The 14,551-nt window shown below is 66.0% G+C and carries 9 protein-coding genes and 2 pseudogenes; 1 reads left to right on the top strand and 10 read right to left on the bottom strand.

The features are described from left to right. The first annotated feature begins 52 nt into the window (after positions 1–52). Positions 53–949 (top strand): LysR family transcriptional regulator, encoded by an 897-nt coding sequence (locus ACHMW6_RS08635; RefSeq protein ID WP_395406722.1) that lies wholly within the window; start codon positions 53–55, stop codon positions 947–949. Here the strand turns inward: ACHMW6_RS08635 and ACHMW6_RS08630 are convergent. The 10 genes and pseudogenes from ACHMW6_RS08630 to ACHMW6_RS08585 all read right to left on the bottom strand — a co-directional run bounded on the left by ACHMW6_RS08630 (position 888) and on the right by ACHMW6_RS08585 (position 14,545). After that, entirely contained in the window at positions 888–1,637 is a 750-nt protein-coding gene (locus ACHMW6_RS08630; RefSeq protein WP_395406721.1) for a PEP_CTERM-anchored TLD domain-containing protein, read from the bottom strand. The genes ACHMW6_RS08635 and ACHMW6_RS08630 overlap by 62 nt on opposite strands. A gap of 58 nt (positions 1,638–1,695) precedes the next feature. Then, entirely contained in the window at positions 1,696–2,088 is a 393-nt protein-coding gene (locus ACHMW6_RS08625; RefSeq protein WP_395406720.1) for a RidA family protein, read from the bottom strand. 9 nt (positions 2,089–2,097) lie between these two features. Then, positions 2,098–3,252 (bottom strand): acyl-CoA dehydrogenase family protein, encoded by a 1,155-nt coding sequence (locus ACHMW6_RS08620; RefSeq protein ID WP_395406719.1) that lies wholly within the window; start codon positions 3,250–3,252, stop codon positions 2,098–2,100. Between the two features lies 1 nt (position 3,253). Beyond that, the gene (locus ACHMW6_RS08615; protein ID WP_395406718.1) at positions 3,254–4,108 is read right to left on the bottom strand and encodes an enoyl-CoA hydratase family protein; all 855 of its coding nucleotides are present in this window, start codon (positions 4,106–4,108) and stop codon (positions 3,254–3,256) included. After that, a complete protein-coding gene (locus ACHMW6_RS08610) occupies positions 4,105–4,575 on the bottom strand; it encodes a MarR family winged helix-turn-helix transcriptional regulator (protein WP_395408562.1) in 471 nt (156 codons plus the stop codon). Before ACHMW6_RS08610 ends, ACHMW6_RS08615 begins: the two co-directional genes overlap by 4 nt. 8 nt (positions 4,576–4,583) lie before the next feature. Then, positions 4,584–5,450, bottom strand: a complete 867-nt coding sequence (locus ACHMW6_RS08605; protein ID WP_395406717.1) for an SDR family NAD(P)-dependent oxidoreductase — start codon at positions 5,448–5,450, stop codon at positions 4,584–4,586. Between the two features lie 2 nt (positions 5,451–5,452). Further along, a pseudogene (locus tag ACHMW6_RS08600) lies at positions 5,453–7,833 on the bottom strand (bifunctional salicylyl-CoA 5-hydroxylase/oxidoreductase). Continuing rightward, positions 7,833–9,435 (bottom strand): annotated as a pseudogene (locus ACHMW6_RS08595) (AMP-binding protein). The pseudogenes ACHMW6_RS08600 and ACHMW6_RS08595 overlap by 1 nt, the downstream one beginning before the upstream one ends. Positions 9,436–9,607: 172 nt before the next feature. Then, on the bottom strand, positions 9,608–10,309 hold the full coding sequence (locus ACHMW6_RS08590; RefSeq protein WP_395406716.1) for a response regulator: 702 nt from the start codon (positions 10,307–10,309) through the stop codon (positions 9,608–9,610). Positions 10,310–10,357: 48 nt separating this feature from the next. Continuing rightward, positions 10,358–14,545 (bottom strand): two-component regulator propeller domain-containing protein, encoded by a 4,188-nt coding sequence (locus tag ACHMW6_RS08585; RefSeq protein WP_395406715.1) that lies wholly within the window; start codon positions 14,543–14,545, stop codon positions 10,358–10,360. Between the last annotated feature and the right edge of the window lie 6 nt (positions 14,546–14,551).

Below are 14,551 nucleotides of genomic sequence, written 5' to 3'. Positions count from 1 at the left end.
ATAAGTCTGTCCAAGACGGAATATGCGACACTTGAGTCCCGGGAGGTCTGAAATGCTTGATATACGCCAGCTGCACTATTTTGTCGCCGTCGCCGAAGAGGAAAACGTGGGACGGGCCGCGGAAAAATTGCACATCTCGCAATCGCCCCTCAGCCGCCAGATCGCGCAGCTGGAGGAAAAGCTGGGACTGATCCTGTTCGAGCGCTCCCAGCAGCGCATCTACCTGACGCGCGACGGCCGCACCTTCCTCGCCGAGGCCAAGGCTTTTCTCACCCACGCCAACCGCCTCGAATCGCTGGCGAAACGCCTGGGACGGGGCGATGAAGGCGGCCTCTGCATCGGCTACCTGGAAAACGCCATGCATTCGGGCGTGCTGCCGAATGCCCTGCGCGAGCTGCGCGGAGAGCGTCCCGCCGTCCACGTGGCGCTGTATAACTACCACTCGGCGGAACAGCTGGAAGGACTGCGCCAGCGCAGCCTGGATATCGCCCTGGTCTGCGAACCGCCGGCGCCGGACGATCCGGACCTGGAGTATGCCCAGGTGCTGAACGACCCGATGCTGCTCGCCATCCCCGAAGGCCATCCGCTGGCGACCATGCTGAACCTCACGCCGGCCGACCTCGGTGCGGAAAAGTGGATAGGGGTGCTGCACAAGGAAAGCTCGCTGGGCCACGATAACTTCGTCGCCGCCTGCGCCCGCGCCGGTTTCACGCCGCAGATCCGGATGGAAGCCACGGAACCGCTGGCCGCACTGGGCCTGGTTGCGGCGGGACTGGGATTGACGATGATCCAGCAAAGCCTGCGCTACCAGGCGCCGCAAGGGGTCGTGCTGCGCGACCTGTCCTGGTTCACCTACCGCACGCCGCTGTGGGCGGCATGGCACAAGGTCAACCTGCGGCCGCTGGTCGAGATATTCCGGAAGACCCTGCTGGCGTCGAGCGCCGCATGAAGCCTAGCAGGCCCAGCCCCGGCAGCAGCATCATCCATGCAGCCGGTTCGGGGACGGCGATGGTGAACACTTCCATATCGCCGAAGGTGACATTGGGCTTGGTGAAATCGCGGCCATCGAGCAGGCTGGAATCGAAGTTGCTGCGTGCCGGATCGATATACGAATACATGCTCGAATAACCGCCATTGGTCAGGTCGAACGGCACGTACAGATCGTGGCCGGCGCCGAACACGGGACCAAGCTTGGCGTCATTGAAGGTCTGGAAGGAACCGACCGTATCCAGCGCGTAAGTGCGCGGCGTCTGGATGTGCAGCTGGCGCGAAGTCAGGTTGAAGATGAAGCCGACGCGCTGCGACTGATCGGTCGTGATATGGAAGCGCCCCGAGGAATCCCAGCTCTGGGGGTTGTAGCCGCCCACCAGGAATGTGTCGCCCAACTCCGTGGTCGCTTCCATGACCACGAAGGTACGTCCTTTACCATCGACCGCTGCGTGGAAGTCCGCGGCAGTCTGTCCGATGCGCTTCTTGTAGATGCGCTCCAGTTCGATTGGTCCCTGCCCCAGCCACTTGGCGAGCTGGCTTTTGTCCGACTCGCTCAATAGCGGCGTGGCGGCATGGACGGGAGCGCTTGCGCTGAGCACGAGCACCGCAAACGCGGCTCCGGCAAGGCGCGGGAAATGCTGGGCCATGGTGGCACCTCTCTTCAGCGTCTGTAAAAACACCGCCGAATATAGCACTTTAGAAAAATTATGTGGGCACGACTGCCGTCACTTCGATCTCCACCCGCGCGCGCGGCTCCATCAGGCCGGCCACTTCGACGGCCGTCATGGCGGGATAGTGTTTGCCTATCAGATCACGGTACGCCTGGCCGATTTCTTTATAGGCGTTCATGTATTCGTGCTTGTCCACCACGTACCACGTCATGCGCGCAATGTGCTCGGGGCGAGCGCCCGCTTCGGCCAGCACGGCGACGATATTATGCAGCGCCTGGCGTACCTGGCCGGCGAAATCGTCGGTCTGGAACTGGCCGTCGGCATCCCAGCCCACGGTGCCGCTGACGAATACCATGCGGCCGGACGCCGCGATGCCGTTGGAGTAGCCGCGCGGCCTCGCCCAGCCCGGCGGTTGAAGAATTTGCATACCAGCTCCTTACGCTTCGCGCAGCATTTCGCGCGCGATGATCAATTGTTGTACTTCGGTGGCGCCTTCGTAGATGCGCAGCGCGCGGATTTCGCGGTACAGGCGCTCCACCGGCTGCTCTCTGACCACGCCCAGGCCGCCGAACATTTGCACGGCGGCGTCGATCACTTGCTGCGCGGTTTCGGTGGCGGTCATCTTGGCCATGGCGGCTTCCTTCGTGACCTTGCCGCCCTGGTCGCGCTGCCAGGCGGCGCGATAGGTAAGCAGCGCGCTGCTGTCCACGCCGGTCGCCATCTGCGCCAGCTTTGCCTGTGTCAGCTGGAAGTCGGCCAGCGTCTGGCCGAACATCTTGCGCCCTTTGGCCCGCGCCATCGCCTCGTCAAGCGCCCGGCGCGCGAAGCCCAATGCGGCGGCAGCCACCGACGTGCGGAACACGTCCAGCGTCGCCATGGCGACCTTGAAGCCTTGCCCTGCTTCGCCCAGGCGCTTGGCGGCCGGCACGCGCACGTTGTTGAAGCGCAGGCGGGCCAGCGGGTGCGGGGCGATCACGTCGATGCGCTCCGCGATCTCGAAGCCGGGGGTGTTGGCGTCCACGATGAAGGCGCTGATCCCGCGCGCGCCGGGCTGCTCGCCGGTGCGCGCAAAGACGACGTAGAAATCGGCGATGCCGCCGTTCGAGATCCAGGTTTTTTCGCCATTCAGCACGTAGTGATCGCCTTCCTGCACCGCCGCGCATTGCATGGCGGCGACGTCGGAGCCGGCTTCGGGCTCGGACAGGGCGAAGGCGGCGATCGCTTCGCCGGCTGCCACACGCGGCAGGTATTCGCGCCTGTTTTCCACGCTGCCGAACAGGCTGATGGCGCCGGAGCCCAGGCCCTGCATGGCGAAGGCGAAATCCGCCAGGCCGTTATGGCGGGCCAGCGTTTCGCGGATCAGGCAGATGGCGCGCGTGTCGATGGCCGCGCCGGCGCCGGACGTGCCGCCGACCGCGTGGCGCAGCCAGCCGGCGGCGCCGAGGGCGCGCACCAGGTCCCGGCATTGCGCATCGACGTCGTGGCCGTGGGCATCGCGCACATTGGCCGCGGCCCAGGCGTCGAGTTCCCGCTCCAGTTCAGCGTGGCGCGGCTCGAAGAATGGCCAGCTCAGATACGATTTGTCGGTCATTTCAATCGCCCTCGAACACCGGCTTCTGCTTCGCCACGAAGGCATGGTAGGCGCGATGGAAATCGTTGGTGGCCATGCAGATGGCCTGGGCCTGGGCTTCGGCTTCGATGGCTTCGTCCACGCCCATATTCCATTCCTGCTGCAGCATCTTCTTGGTCATGCCGTGTGCAAAGGTGGGACCGTCCGCCAGGCCCTGGGCAAAATCCTGCGCGGCCTTGAGCAGCGATTCCGGCGCGTGCAGGCTGTTGTAGAAGCCCCAGCGCTCGCCTTCGGCGCCGGACATCGAGCGGCCCGTGTACAGCAGTTCCGACGCCCTGCCCTGGCCGATCACGCGCGGCAGCAGCGCGCAGGCGCCCATGTCGCAGCCGGCCAGCCCCACACGCGTGAACAGGAAGGCGGTCTTGCTGCGCTCCGTGCCGAGGCGGATGTCCGACGCCAGCGCCAGCATCGAGCCCGCACCGGCGCAAACGCCGTCGATGGCCGCGATCACGGGTTGCGGGCAGGCGCGCATGGCTTTCACCACGTCGCCCGTCATGCGCGTGAAGGCCAGCAGGCCGGGCATATCGAGCCTGGTCAGCGGGCCAATGATTTCGTGGACGTCGCCGCCGGAACAGAAGTTTTCGCCGGCGCCGGTGATGACGATGGCTTTCACATCGTCCGCATAGGCCAGTGCGCGGAACAGCTCGCGCAGCTCGGCGTAGGATTCAAAGGTAAGTGGGTTCTTGCGCTCGGGGCGGTCCAGCGTGAGCGTGGCGACGCCGCCGGCAACGCTGAACAGGAAGTGCCTGGCCTGGTAGCCTGCCAACCGGGCGCGGTTGCCCGGCAGCTCTTGCGGCTGGCCCTGGAGGTATTTCATGGTGTGTCCTTATTGAGATGGCCCTTCATCTGCGACAGCAGGTCGATCAGCTGGGCCTTGTCTTCGGTGGAGATGTCCTGCAGCAGTTCAGCCACCCAGCGCTCGTGCACCAGCGCCATCTGGCTGAAGGCCGTGCGCCCGGTGGGCGTGAGCTTGACGCTGAAGGCGCGGCCATCGTTCGGATCGGGCACGCGCGCGACCAGGCCTTCCTGCTCCAGCTGGTCGGTGATGCCGGTGACGTTGCCGCCAGTGACCATCATGCGCTTGCTCAATTCGCCCATGCGCAACCCGTCCGGATAGCGTTCCAGCTGCGCCATCAGGTCGAAGCGCGGCAAGGTGATGCCGAACTGCGTGCGCAGGCGGCTGCGGATTTCGTTTTCGATCCTGGTGGTGCAGGAGAGCATGCGCAGCCAGAGTTTGAGCGACTGGTGGTGTTCGTCCTGCAGGCGACTGGAGAGGTCGAGCATCGTATCCCTCACATGACTTCGCCGCCGGCGACGGCGATGGATTGTCCGTTCATTGCGGACGAAGCGGGATGGCACAGCCACACCACCGCATTCGCCACTTCGTCCGGCTGCACCAGCTTTTGCTGCGGGTTGCCGGCGGCCAGTTCTGCCCTGGCCTGCTCTTCACTACGTCCTGTCTTTTGCATGATATTGCTGATGGCGCCGGCCACGATGTCCGTTTCCGTGTAGCCGGGGCAGACGGCGTTCACCGTGATGTTCTTCGTTGCCAGCTCCAGCGCCAGCGCGCGCGTGAGGCCGACCAGGCCGTGCTTGGCGGCGACGTAAGCGCTGACGTATTTATAGCCTTTCAGGCCGGCGGTGCTGGCGATGTTGATGATGCGTCCCCAGCCTTGTTCCAGCATGTGCGGCAAGGCTGCCTGCGTGCAGAGGAAGGCGCCGGTCAGGTTTACGTTCAGCATTTGCTGCCAGTGTTCGCTGGTGGTCTTTGCGAAAGGTGCGGGCTGCGCCTGGCCTGCATTGTTGACCAGGATGGCGATGGGGCCGAGCGCTTCGGCCGCGGCTTGCATTGCGGCGCGGACGGAGGCTTCGTCGGCTACGTCCAGCTGGTGCACGAAGATGCGGGGGCCGGCGGGCGTGGCGATCGCGCCGTGCGGCGGCGCAGTGGCGTCGGCGGGCGCGGCGAGCGTTGCGGCGGGGTTGGACGCAGCGGGCGCGTCGTGTTGCGCGGCGAGCGCGGATGCCGTGCGCTCGAGGGTGTCGAGGTCGCGGCCGGCGATGGTGACGGAAGCGCCTTGCGCGAGCAGCGCGCGGGCGCAGGCGGCGCCGATGCCTCGGCCGCCGCCGGTGATGAATGCGTGTTTGCCGGACAGCGTCATCGTCAACCCTCCAGTAGTTTGGCCGCCAGCTGCTGCGGCGTGAGGCCAGCGCTGGCCGCGGCAAGCTGGCGTTCGCGCTCGAGATTGCGCTCGAGCTGCGCCTTGCCGGCCAAATACTGCTTGGGCCACCACAGCTCACGATAGCCCAGCCGCGCGGCCTCGCCCAGCGTCCACGCTGGATTGGCGAGATGGGGACGCCCCACCGCACACAAATCCGCGCGCCCCGCAGCGATGATGCCGTTCACATGATCGGCCTCGAAAATCGAGCCGACGGCGATCGCGCCGATGCCCGCTTCATTGCGTACGCGGTCGGCAAACGGCGTCTGGAACATGCGGCCGAACACTGGCTTTTCCAGCTTGCTGACCTGGCCGGACGAGCAATCAATCATGTCCGCGCCAGCCGCCTTGAACAGCTGCGCAATGCGCACCGCATCGTCCGGCGTGATGCCCCCTTCGACCCAGTCGTGCGCCGAGATGCGCACGCTCATCGGCTTATGCGAAGGCCAGACCGCGCGCATGGCCGCGAACACGCGCAGCGGGAAACGGCAGCGGTTTTCCAGGCTGCCGCCGAATTCGTCGCCGCGCTGGTTGGTCAGCGGCGAGATGAAGGACGACAGCAGGTAGCCGTGCGCGCAATGCAGTTCCAGCCAGTCGAAGCCCGCTTCGTCCGCCATGCGCGTGGCACGCACAAAGTCGGAGACGATGCGGTTCATGTCTTCCAGCGTGGCCGTGCGCGCCACTTGCGAAATGCCCGGCAGGTACTGGTGCCGGGATGCCGACAGCAGCGGCCAGTTGCCTTTGTCCAGCGGCATATCGATGCCGTCCCACATGGCGCGCGTAGAGCCCTTGGCGCCGGCGTGGCCGAGCTGCAGGCCGATGGCGGCGTCCGTATTGGCATGCACGAAATCGACGATGCGCTTCCAAGCCATCATGTGCGCGGGCGCGTACATGCCGGGACAGAAAGGCGTGATGCGCGCATCGGCGGAAACACAGGTCATCTCGGCCATCACCAGCGCGGCGCCGCCCATGGCGCGGGCGCCGAGGTGGGTCAGGTGATAGTCGCCGACGCAGCCGTCCACCGCGCTGTATTGCGCCATCGGCGAGACAATGATGCGGTTTTTCAGGAGCAGGCTACGCACGCGGTAAGGCGTAAACATGGGCGGCGGTGTTGGCGAGCCGGAGGGCGGCAGCGGCAGGCCGGCCTCCGCATAGGCACGTTCGGCCAGCCACTGCTCGTAGCGCGCCACATAGCCGGCGTCGCGCAGGCGCAGGTTCTCGTGCGAGAGGCGCTGGCTGCGGGTGAGCATGGAGTAGGCAAACTGCGGCGCCTCCATGGCCGTGTAGCGCTTCACGTTCTCGAACCATTCCATCGAGTTGCGCGCCGCGCTCTGGATCTTGATCACTTCAACGGCGCGCACGGACTCGTATTCGCGCAGCGCCGCGGCGATGTCGCCGGGATGCGCGGCAAAGCAGCGCGTCAATTCGATCGCATCCTCCAGAGCCAGCTTGGTGCCGGAGCCGATCGAAAAGTGGGCGCTGTGCGCCGCGTCGCCCATCAGCACTACGGGCACCTTGTCGTTCCAGTGCACCCACTGCTGGCAGACGATGCGCGGGAACTTGATCCACACGTTCGAGCCGCGCAGGTGGGCCGAGTTGGACATCAGCTTGTGCCCTTCCAGCCGCTCGGCAAACAGCTTTTCGCAGAAGGCCATCGTCTCTTCCTGCGACATCTCTTCCAGCCCCGCCGCGCGCCACACGGTTTCCGGCGCTTCGACGATGAAGGTCGAGGTCTCGCCGTCGTACTGGTAGATGTGGGCCTGGAACCACCCGTGAGGCGTTTCCTGGAAATCGAAGGTGAAAGCGTCGAACTTCTTCGTGGTGCCCAGCCACACGAAGCGGCACTGGCGCGCTTCGATCATGGGCTGGTAGGTCGATTCGTAACGGGCGCGCACGCGGCTGTTCAGGCCATCGGAGGCGATCACCAGGTCGGCCTCGTAGCGCGCGGCCAGTTCCTGGTCGTCCATCACTTCCGACTCGAACACCAGCTCCACGCCCAGCTCTTCGCAGCGCTGCTGCAGGATGTTCAGCAGGCGCTTGCGGCCGATGCCGCAGAAGCCGTGGCCGCCGGAGGTGACCTTCTGGCCCTTGAAGAAACGTCGATATCGTCCCAATGATTGAAGGACTGCAGGATCTCGCGCGCGGTGGGTTCGTCGGCGGCCACCAGGTTGCCCAGGGTCTGGTCGGAGAACACCACGCCCCAGCCGAAGGTGTCATAAGGCCGGTTGCGTTCCACGATCACAATGCGGTGGGCCGGGTTCTGCTTTTTCATCAGCAGGCCGAAATACAGGCCGGCCGGCCCGCCGCCGATACAAACAATATTCATCAGGCTCCTCGCAGCTTGAAGCGCTGCAGCTTTCCGGTTTCAGTACGTGGCAAGGCGCTCAGGAAGCGAATCTGGCGCGGGTATTTGTAGGGCGCGATCTGCTCCTTGACGAAGTCCTGCAGCGCAGCCGCCAGTTCAGGCGTTCCTTCGAAACCGGGCTTCAGCACTACATGGGCGGCGACGATCTGGCCTCGTTCCTCGTCCGGCACGCCCACGACGCCGCATTCGGCCACCGCAGGGTGGCGCAGCAAGGCGTCTTCCACCTCGGGGCCGGCGATGTTGTAGCCAGCGGAGATGATCATGTCGTCCGTGCGGGAACGGTAGAAGAAGTAGCCGTCCGCATCCATTTCGTAGGCGTCGCCCGTCAGGTTCCAGCCGTTCAGCACATAGTCCTTCTGGCGCGGATCATCGAGGTAGCGGCAGCCGGTCGGGCCTTTCACGGCCAGGCGGCCAATCACACCGGGGCCGACGGCATTGCCGGCGCGGTCCAGGATGCAGGCGCGGTAACCGGGAATCGGCTTGCCGGTTGCGCCGGGGCGGATTGTCGCCGGCGGCCGAGATGAAGATATGCAGCATCTCGGTGGCGCCGATGCCGTCGATCATGCGCAGGCCCGTGGCCTGCTGCCAGCCTTCGCGCGTGGCGACCGGCAGCGCTTCGCCGGCGGAGACGGATTTCTTCAGGCTCGAGAGATCATACTTGCCGACCAGCGCCGTCATCTGGCGGTAGAAAGTGGGCGCCGTGAAGCAGATCGTGGCCTTGTATTGCTCGATCGCCTGCAGCAAGCCTTCGGGCGTGAGCTTTTCCAGCAGCACGGCCGCTGCGCCGATGCGCAACGGGAACAGCAGCAGGCCGCCAAGGCCAAAGGTGAAGGCCAGCGGCGGCGTGCCGATGAACAGGTCGTCCGGTTCGGATTGCAGGATGTGGCGCGGGAAGCAGTCGCAGATGGCCAGCACGTCGCGATGGAAGTGCATCGTGCCTTTCGGGACGCCTGTGGTGCCGGAGGTAAAGCTGATCAGGCAGATGTCTTCCGCTGACGTGTCGCAGGGTTCGAAGCTTGAGGGCTGTTGCGCCATCAGGGCTTCCAGCGAGCCTTCTCCGCTGTCGCCATTGAAGTAGACGATCTTGTCCGGCCGGGTCGGCGCGACTTCGATTTCTTCGTGCAGGGCGTCGGCGCACAGCACGGCGTTGACTTTGGAGCGGTCCATGATCACACCCAGCTCGCGCGCGCGCAGCAGCGGCATGGTGGGGACGGCAATCAGGCCGGCCTTGAGCACGGCCAGCACGGCCGCTGCCATCATCGGGTGGTTGGCGCCGCGCAGCAGCACGCGGTTGCCGGGCACGAGTCCCATCGGGCCGCGCAGCGCGTGGGCGATGCGGTCGACTTTTTCCTTCAACTGGGCGTAAGTCCAGGTTTCATGCTCGCCGCGCAGGGCGATGCGCGCGCCTTTGCCCTGCTCTACCGCGCGGTCGAGGATTTCGGCGACGCAGTTCATGCGGGAAGGGTATTGCAGCTCCGGCAGGTCGAAGACCAGGTCGGGCCATTGGTCCTGCGGAGGGAGATGCTGGCGCGCGAACTGATCGAGATGCGCGCTCGGTTCGATTGCAGTTGGTCTGTTCATGGTCGCCCTGGGGGTGGTGGGAGGTTGAATTCAGGCTGCACGCGGTTACTTTAAACCTAAAGTAATTTTGTGGCAAGCGCGAAAACGGCGGATCAATGATCCGCCCTACGCGCCAGTGGTGAGGCAGAAGGCACGGCGGCGGGCGGCGGGCGGATTATGCGGCTTGGCGGACCAGGGAGCTTTGCTGGATGACGGCGCGGATGACGTCGGACAGGGCGGCTTGCACGGAGTCGTTGTGCAGCTGCGAGTCGTGCAGGACGGCGGCGGCGCCGGTCAGGCCGAGGGTGACGCAGCCGGCGTGCAGGCGGTCGATGCGGGCCCGGGCTTCCTGCTGCTCGCCGCGCGCGAGCAAGGCCTGCAGTTCGTTGCCGGCGGCGGTGATCTGGTTCTGGAAACCGGCCAGGTAGACCAGCAGGCGGTCGGCGCTGATGCCGAGGCGCAGCTGGGTGTCGGCCGGTTCTTCGGCACGGTGCTGGTAGCCTTGCGCCGCCTGGTCGAGGAAGGCCGACAGATGCACGCGCACCTGGTCGGACTGGAAGGGCTTGACGATATAGCCGGCAGCGCCGGCCAGCGTGGCCTGCTGCACGGTTTCCTTGTCAGTGGCGGAAGACACCAGCACGAAGGGCAAGCCGCTCAGTTCCGGATGGCTTTTCACGCGCTGCAGCAGCTCCATGCCGGACAGGCGCGGCATGCGCAGGTCGCAAAAACAGATCGCAGGGCGCAGGCCGGCCTCCAGCTGCTCCCACGCGTCGGCGCCATCTTCGGCTTCCGCAATCTCAAATTTGCCGCATCCATCGATCAGGTGCATCAGCACCATGCGCGACACGACATCATCATCTACTACCAGCACTTTCATTCAACAATCTCCACAGTGTGCGTTCGCACAGCCGCCATTATGCACTGCTCAGTGGCGCGGCGGCGCCACGACATGGTCCAACAGCACGCGCAGGCGCGGCAGCTTGGACTGGATGGCGGGCCACAAGGCCCGGTCAGCCGCCTTTTCCAGCTCCGTGCACAGCGCACGCAATTCCGCTTCGTCCAGGTAAGCCGCACTGCCCTTCATGCCGTGGAACAGGCGGCCCGCCGCATCGGCATCGGCTGCCGCCAGCGCCGCGTCGAGTTCGCGCAGGCGGGCCGGCAGGTCGGCAATGAAGGCGTCGCGCAGGCGCAGCTTGATGGCGTCCGCCGCGTGGCTGCCCGGCGGCAGGATGGTGGCCGTTTCCGGCATGTCCCCCACGCCGAACATCGCGTCCAGTTCCGCGATCGAGGGACGCGCTTCCTTGTGCGGCATCGGCGGCAGCGCAATGCCGCGCTGCAGCTGGCGCTCGATGGCGCGGCTCAGCTGGAAATGCAGGGCGCCCTCGTCGATCGGCTTGGTCAGGAAATCGTCCATGCCGGAGGCGAGGTAGCGGCTGCGGTCTTCTTCGCTGGCGTTGGCGGTCAGCGCGATGATCATCAATTCCTGGTCCAGCACCGGCGCCTCGTGCGGGCCGCCGGAGCGGATCAGGCGCGTGGCGGTCGGGCCATCCATTTCGGGCATGCGGCCGTCCATCAGGATCAGGTCATAGCGGGCCTGGGCGCAGGCGGCAACGGCCAGTGCGCCATTGCCGACAATGTCGGCCCTGTGGCCCAGCTCCTCCAGCATCATGCGGATGATGATCTGGTTGGTCGGGAAGTCTTCCGCACACAGCACGCGCAGCTGGTGGCTATGTGCCTTGCGCGGCACGTGCGGCACCAGCGGCGGCGCCACGCCGTTCGGCAGCGGGATGGTGAAGCTGAAGGTTGAACCCACGCCCGGCTGGCTGTCCGCCACGATCTCGCCGCCCATCAGGTCGACCAGCTGGCGGCAGATCGCCAGGCCCAGGCCCGTGCCGCCGTAGCGGCGGGTGGTGGTCGTATCGCCCTGTTCGAAGTGCTCGAACAGGCGCGGCAGCTCGTCGGGCGGGATGCCGATGCCGGTATCCTGCACGGTGAAACGGATCAGGTGCCAGCCCGGTTTCATGCCTTCCTGCTCCACCAGCTCCACATGCAGGCGCACTTCACCCTGCTCGGTGAACTTGAAGGCATTGCCGACCAGGTTGACCAGCACCTGGCGCAGGCGCGTGGGGTCGCCCACGACGAAAGGCGGCAGTGCGGGATCGAACTCCACGCGGAAGCCGACGGTGGAGGTGGTGGTCTGCTCGGCAAACAGGCTCACCACGTTTTCCACCGCGCTGGCCAGCGCGAAATCGATATGCTCGATGGCCAGCTTGCCCGCTTCGATCTTGGAGAAGTCCAGCAGGTCGTTGATGATGGTGAGCAGCGACTGGGCGTTGGCCTGGCCGCGCTCGATCTGGTCGCGCGTGCGCTCCTTCAGGGCCGCATCGCGCAGCGCGAAGCCCAGCATGCCGATCACGCCGGCCAGCGGCGTGCGCATTTCGTGGCTCATATTGGCCAGGAATTCGGACTTCTGGCGCGTGGCCTCCTCGGCGCGCTGCTTGGCCTGGCGCAGGTTCTTGTCGCGCTGTTCCAGTTCGCGCTTCTGCTCCTGCAGCAGCTTGTTCTTCAGTTCCACTTCCGCCGTGCGCAGGCTGACCTGCTGCTCCAGCCTTGCCCGCGCATGACTCAGAACCCGCACGCGCGCCTGATAGACGCCGTAGCCCACGCCGGCCAGCAGCAGGCCCGCGATGCCGCGGAACCACCAGGTCTTCCACAGCGGCGGCTCGATCGTGATGCGCAAGGTGGCGGCGTTGTCGTTCCAGATGCCATCCTTGTTGGCGGCCTTCACGCGGAACAGGTAGCTGCCCGGATCGAGATTGGTATAGGTGGCGAAGCGCTTGCCGGCGTCGGTGACCACCCAGTCCTTGTCGAAACCCTGCAGCTGGTAGGCAAAGCGGTTGCGCTGCGGCGCGGCGTAATGCAGGGCCGCGAACTCCAGCGCAAACACCGAATCCTGCTCGCGCAGCGACAGCTCGCTGGTGTATTCGATGGCCGCGCTCAGCACCTTGCCGGCCTGGCCCGGCCGCACGGACTTGTTGAAGATCTGGAAGTCCGTGATGGCCACCGTGGGCGCCACGCTGTTCTCGCGCACATCCGCAGGATCGAAGGCCGTGATGCCATTGAAGCCGCCGAAGTACAGGGTGCCATCCGCCGCGCGCAGGGCCGAGCCGTCGAAGTAGGCGCCTTCGATGGTGCCGTCCGCGCCCGAGTAATTCCGCACCTGGCCGCTGCGCGTATCCAGGCGCGAGATGCCGGTGTTGGTGGATAGCCAGAGCTGCCCTTCCTTGCCGGGCAGGATGGCGGCAATCGCATCGTCCGCCAGGCCATCCTTGCGCAGGTAGCGGCGGAAGCTCACGCTGCCGTCGCCGCGCCGCTCCATGCGGTTGAGGCCCGCCGCCGTGCCCACCCACAACGTGCCGTCGCCATCCTCGTAGAGGAAGTGCACTTCATTGTGACTGAGGCTGTTCGGGTCGCCCGGGTTGTGGCGGATGTGCGTGAAGCGGCCGGTGGCGCGGTCCAGCAGATCGAGGCCGTTGAAAGTGCCCACCCACAGGTTGCCGCGGCGGTCTTCCAGCACCGGGCGCGCCACATTGTCCGCCATGCTGTTGCTGTCGGCCGGATCGTGGCGGTAGGTCAGCACGCCGCCGCTTTCCGGGTCCAGGCGGTGCAGTCCGGCGCGCGTGGAAACCCAAAGCACGCCCTGCCTGTCGCCGTAGATGTAGCGCACGGTGTCGTTCTCGGGATCGCCGTGGGTCAACATCAGGGGGCCGAAGCGGCGGGTTTTCGTATCGAAGCGGCGCACGCCCTGGCGGCTGCCCACCCACAGCGCGCCGTCCGGATCCCTGGGATCCCTGGCCAGCGCCGTGATGTTCTGTGCGAAGCCGGCGCTCTCCGGCAGGCGGTAAAGCACCGTTTCGCCGTTCAGCGGATCGTAGTAATTCAGGCCGTCGCTGTTGCCGACCCAGATCTTGCCATTGCCCGCATCGACGATGCCGCGCACCTTGTTGTCGGTCAGCGAGCGCGGACGGCCGGGGTCCTTCACCAGGCGGGAAAAGCCGCCGCTGCCCAGGTCCACCCGGCTCACGCCGTTGTACCAGGTGCCGACCCACAGCGTGCCGACACGGTCGCGGAACAGCGAGTAGACGTAGTTGTCGGCCAGTGCGTGCGGGTCGCCCTGCTGGTGGCGGTATTGCACGAAGCGCCCTTCGGCAGGGCGCCAGCGGAACAGGCCATCGTTCTGCGTGCCTATCCACAGCGCGCCGTCGATATCCTGGTAGATGCGGCGTACCAGGCCGGTAGGCAGGCCCTCGGCTGCGCCCAGGCGGCGGCGCTGCGGTACGGCGCCGTCCAGCGTCCATTGCTCGATATTGTTCTGGGTGCCGACCCACAGCACGTGATCGCGGTCCAGCAGCAGGGACTGCGGCGCCAGGCGCGTGCCGCCGCTGGGCTCAAGCGGGAAATGGCGGAATTCGCCGGCGCCGGGCGCCAGCATGTCCACGCCGGCCGCCGTGGCGATCCACAGCCTGCCCTCGCGGTCGCGCGCCAGGCCGTTGATCTGGTCGTGCGACAGGCTGCCCGGCTTGTTCTTTTCATTGTGCCAGATCGTGAAACGGCCGGTGGACGGGTCGAAGCGCTGCAGGCCGTCGCGCGTGCCCACCCACAGGCCGTCGGCGCCGTCATCGATGATGGCGCTGACATGGCGGTTGCCGCTGCCGCGCTTCTCCGGCTCCTGCGGCAGGAAGTGTGTGAAGTGCTGGGTGACGGGATCGAACAGATCGAGGCCGCCATCGGTGCCCACCCACATGCGGCCCTTGGGGTCGATATGCAGCACGCCCACCCAGTTCTCGGCCAGGCTGCGGCGGTCGGACACGATGTTGCGGTACACGGTGACGCGGTAGCCGTCGTAGCGCGACAGGCCGGCCTGGCTGCCGAACCACATGAAGCCCTGCCTGTCCTGCGCGATGGCGAGCACGGATTCCTGGGCCAGGCCGTCTTCCACATCGAGCTGGTCGAAGCGCAGCGTGCGCGGCGGCGCCGCCACTGCGGACAACGCGACGCAGCCTGCCAGTCCGAAGGCGGCAAGGGATTTCAGCAGGGAGGGAAAAGCTGGCAAAAGTTT

Origin of the sequence: Pseudoduganella sp. UC29_106 (assembly GCF_044055365.1) — a bacterium.
GTDB lineage: Bacteria > Pseudomonadota > Gammaproteobacteria > Burkholderiales > Burkholderiaceae_D > Rugamonas.
Note: the sequence above shows the minus strand (reverse complement) of the source record. Positions and strands in the feature narration are given on the sequence as shown.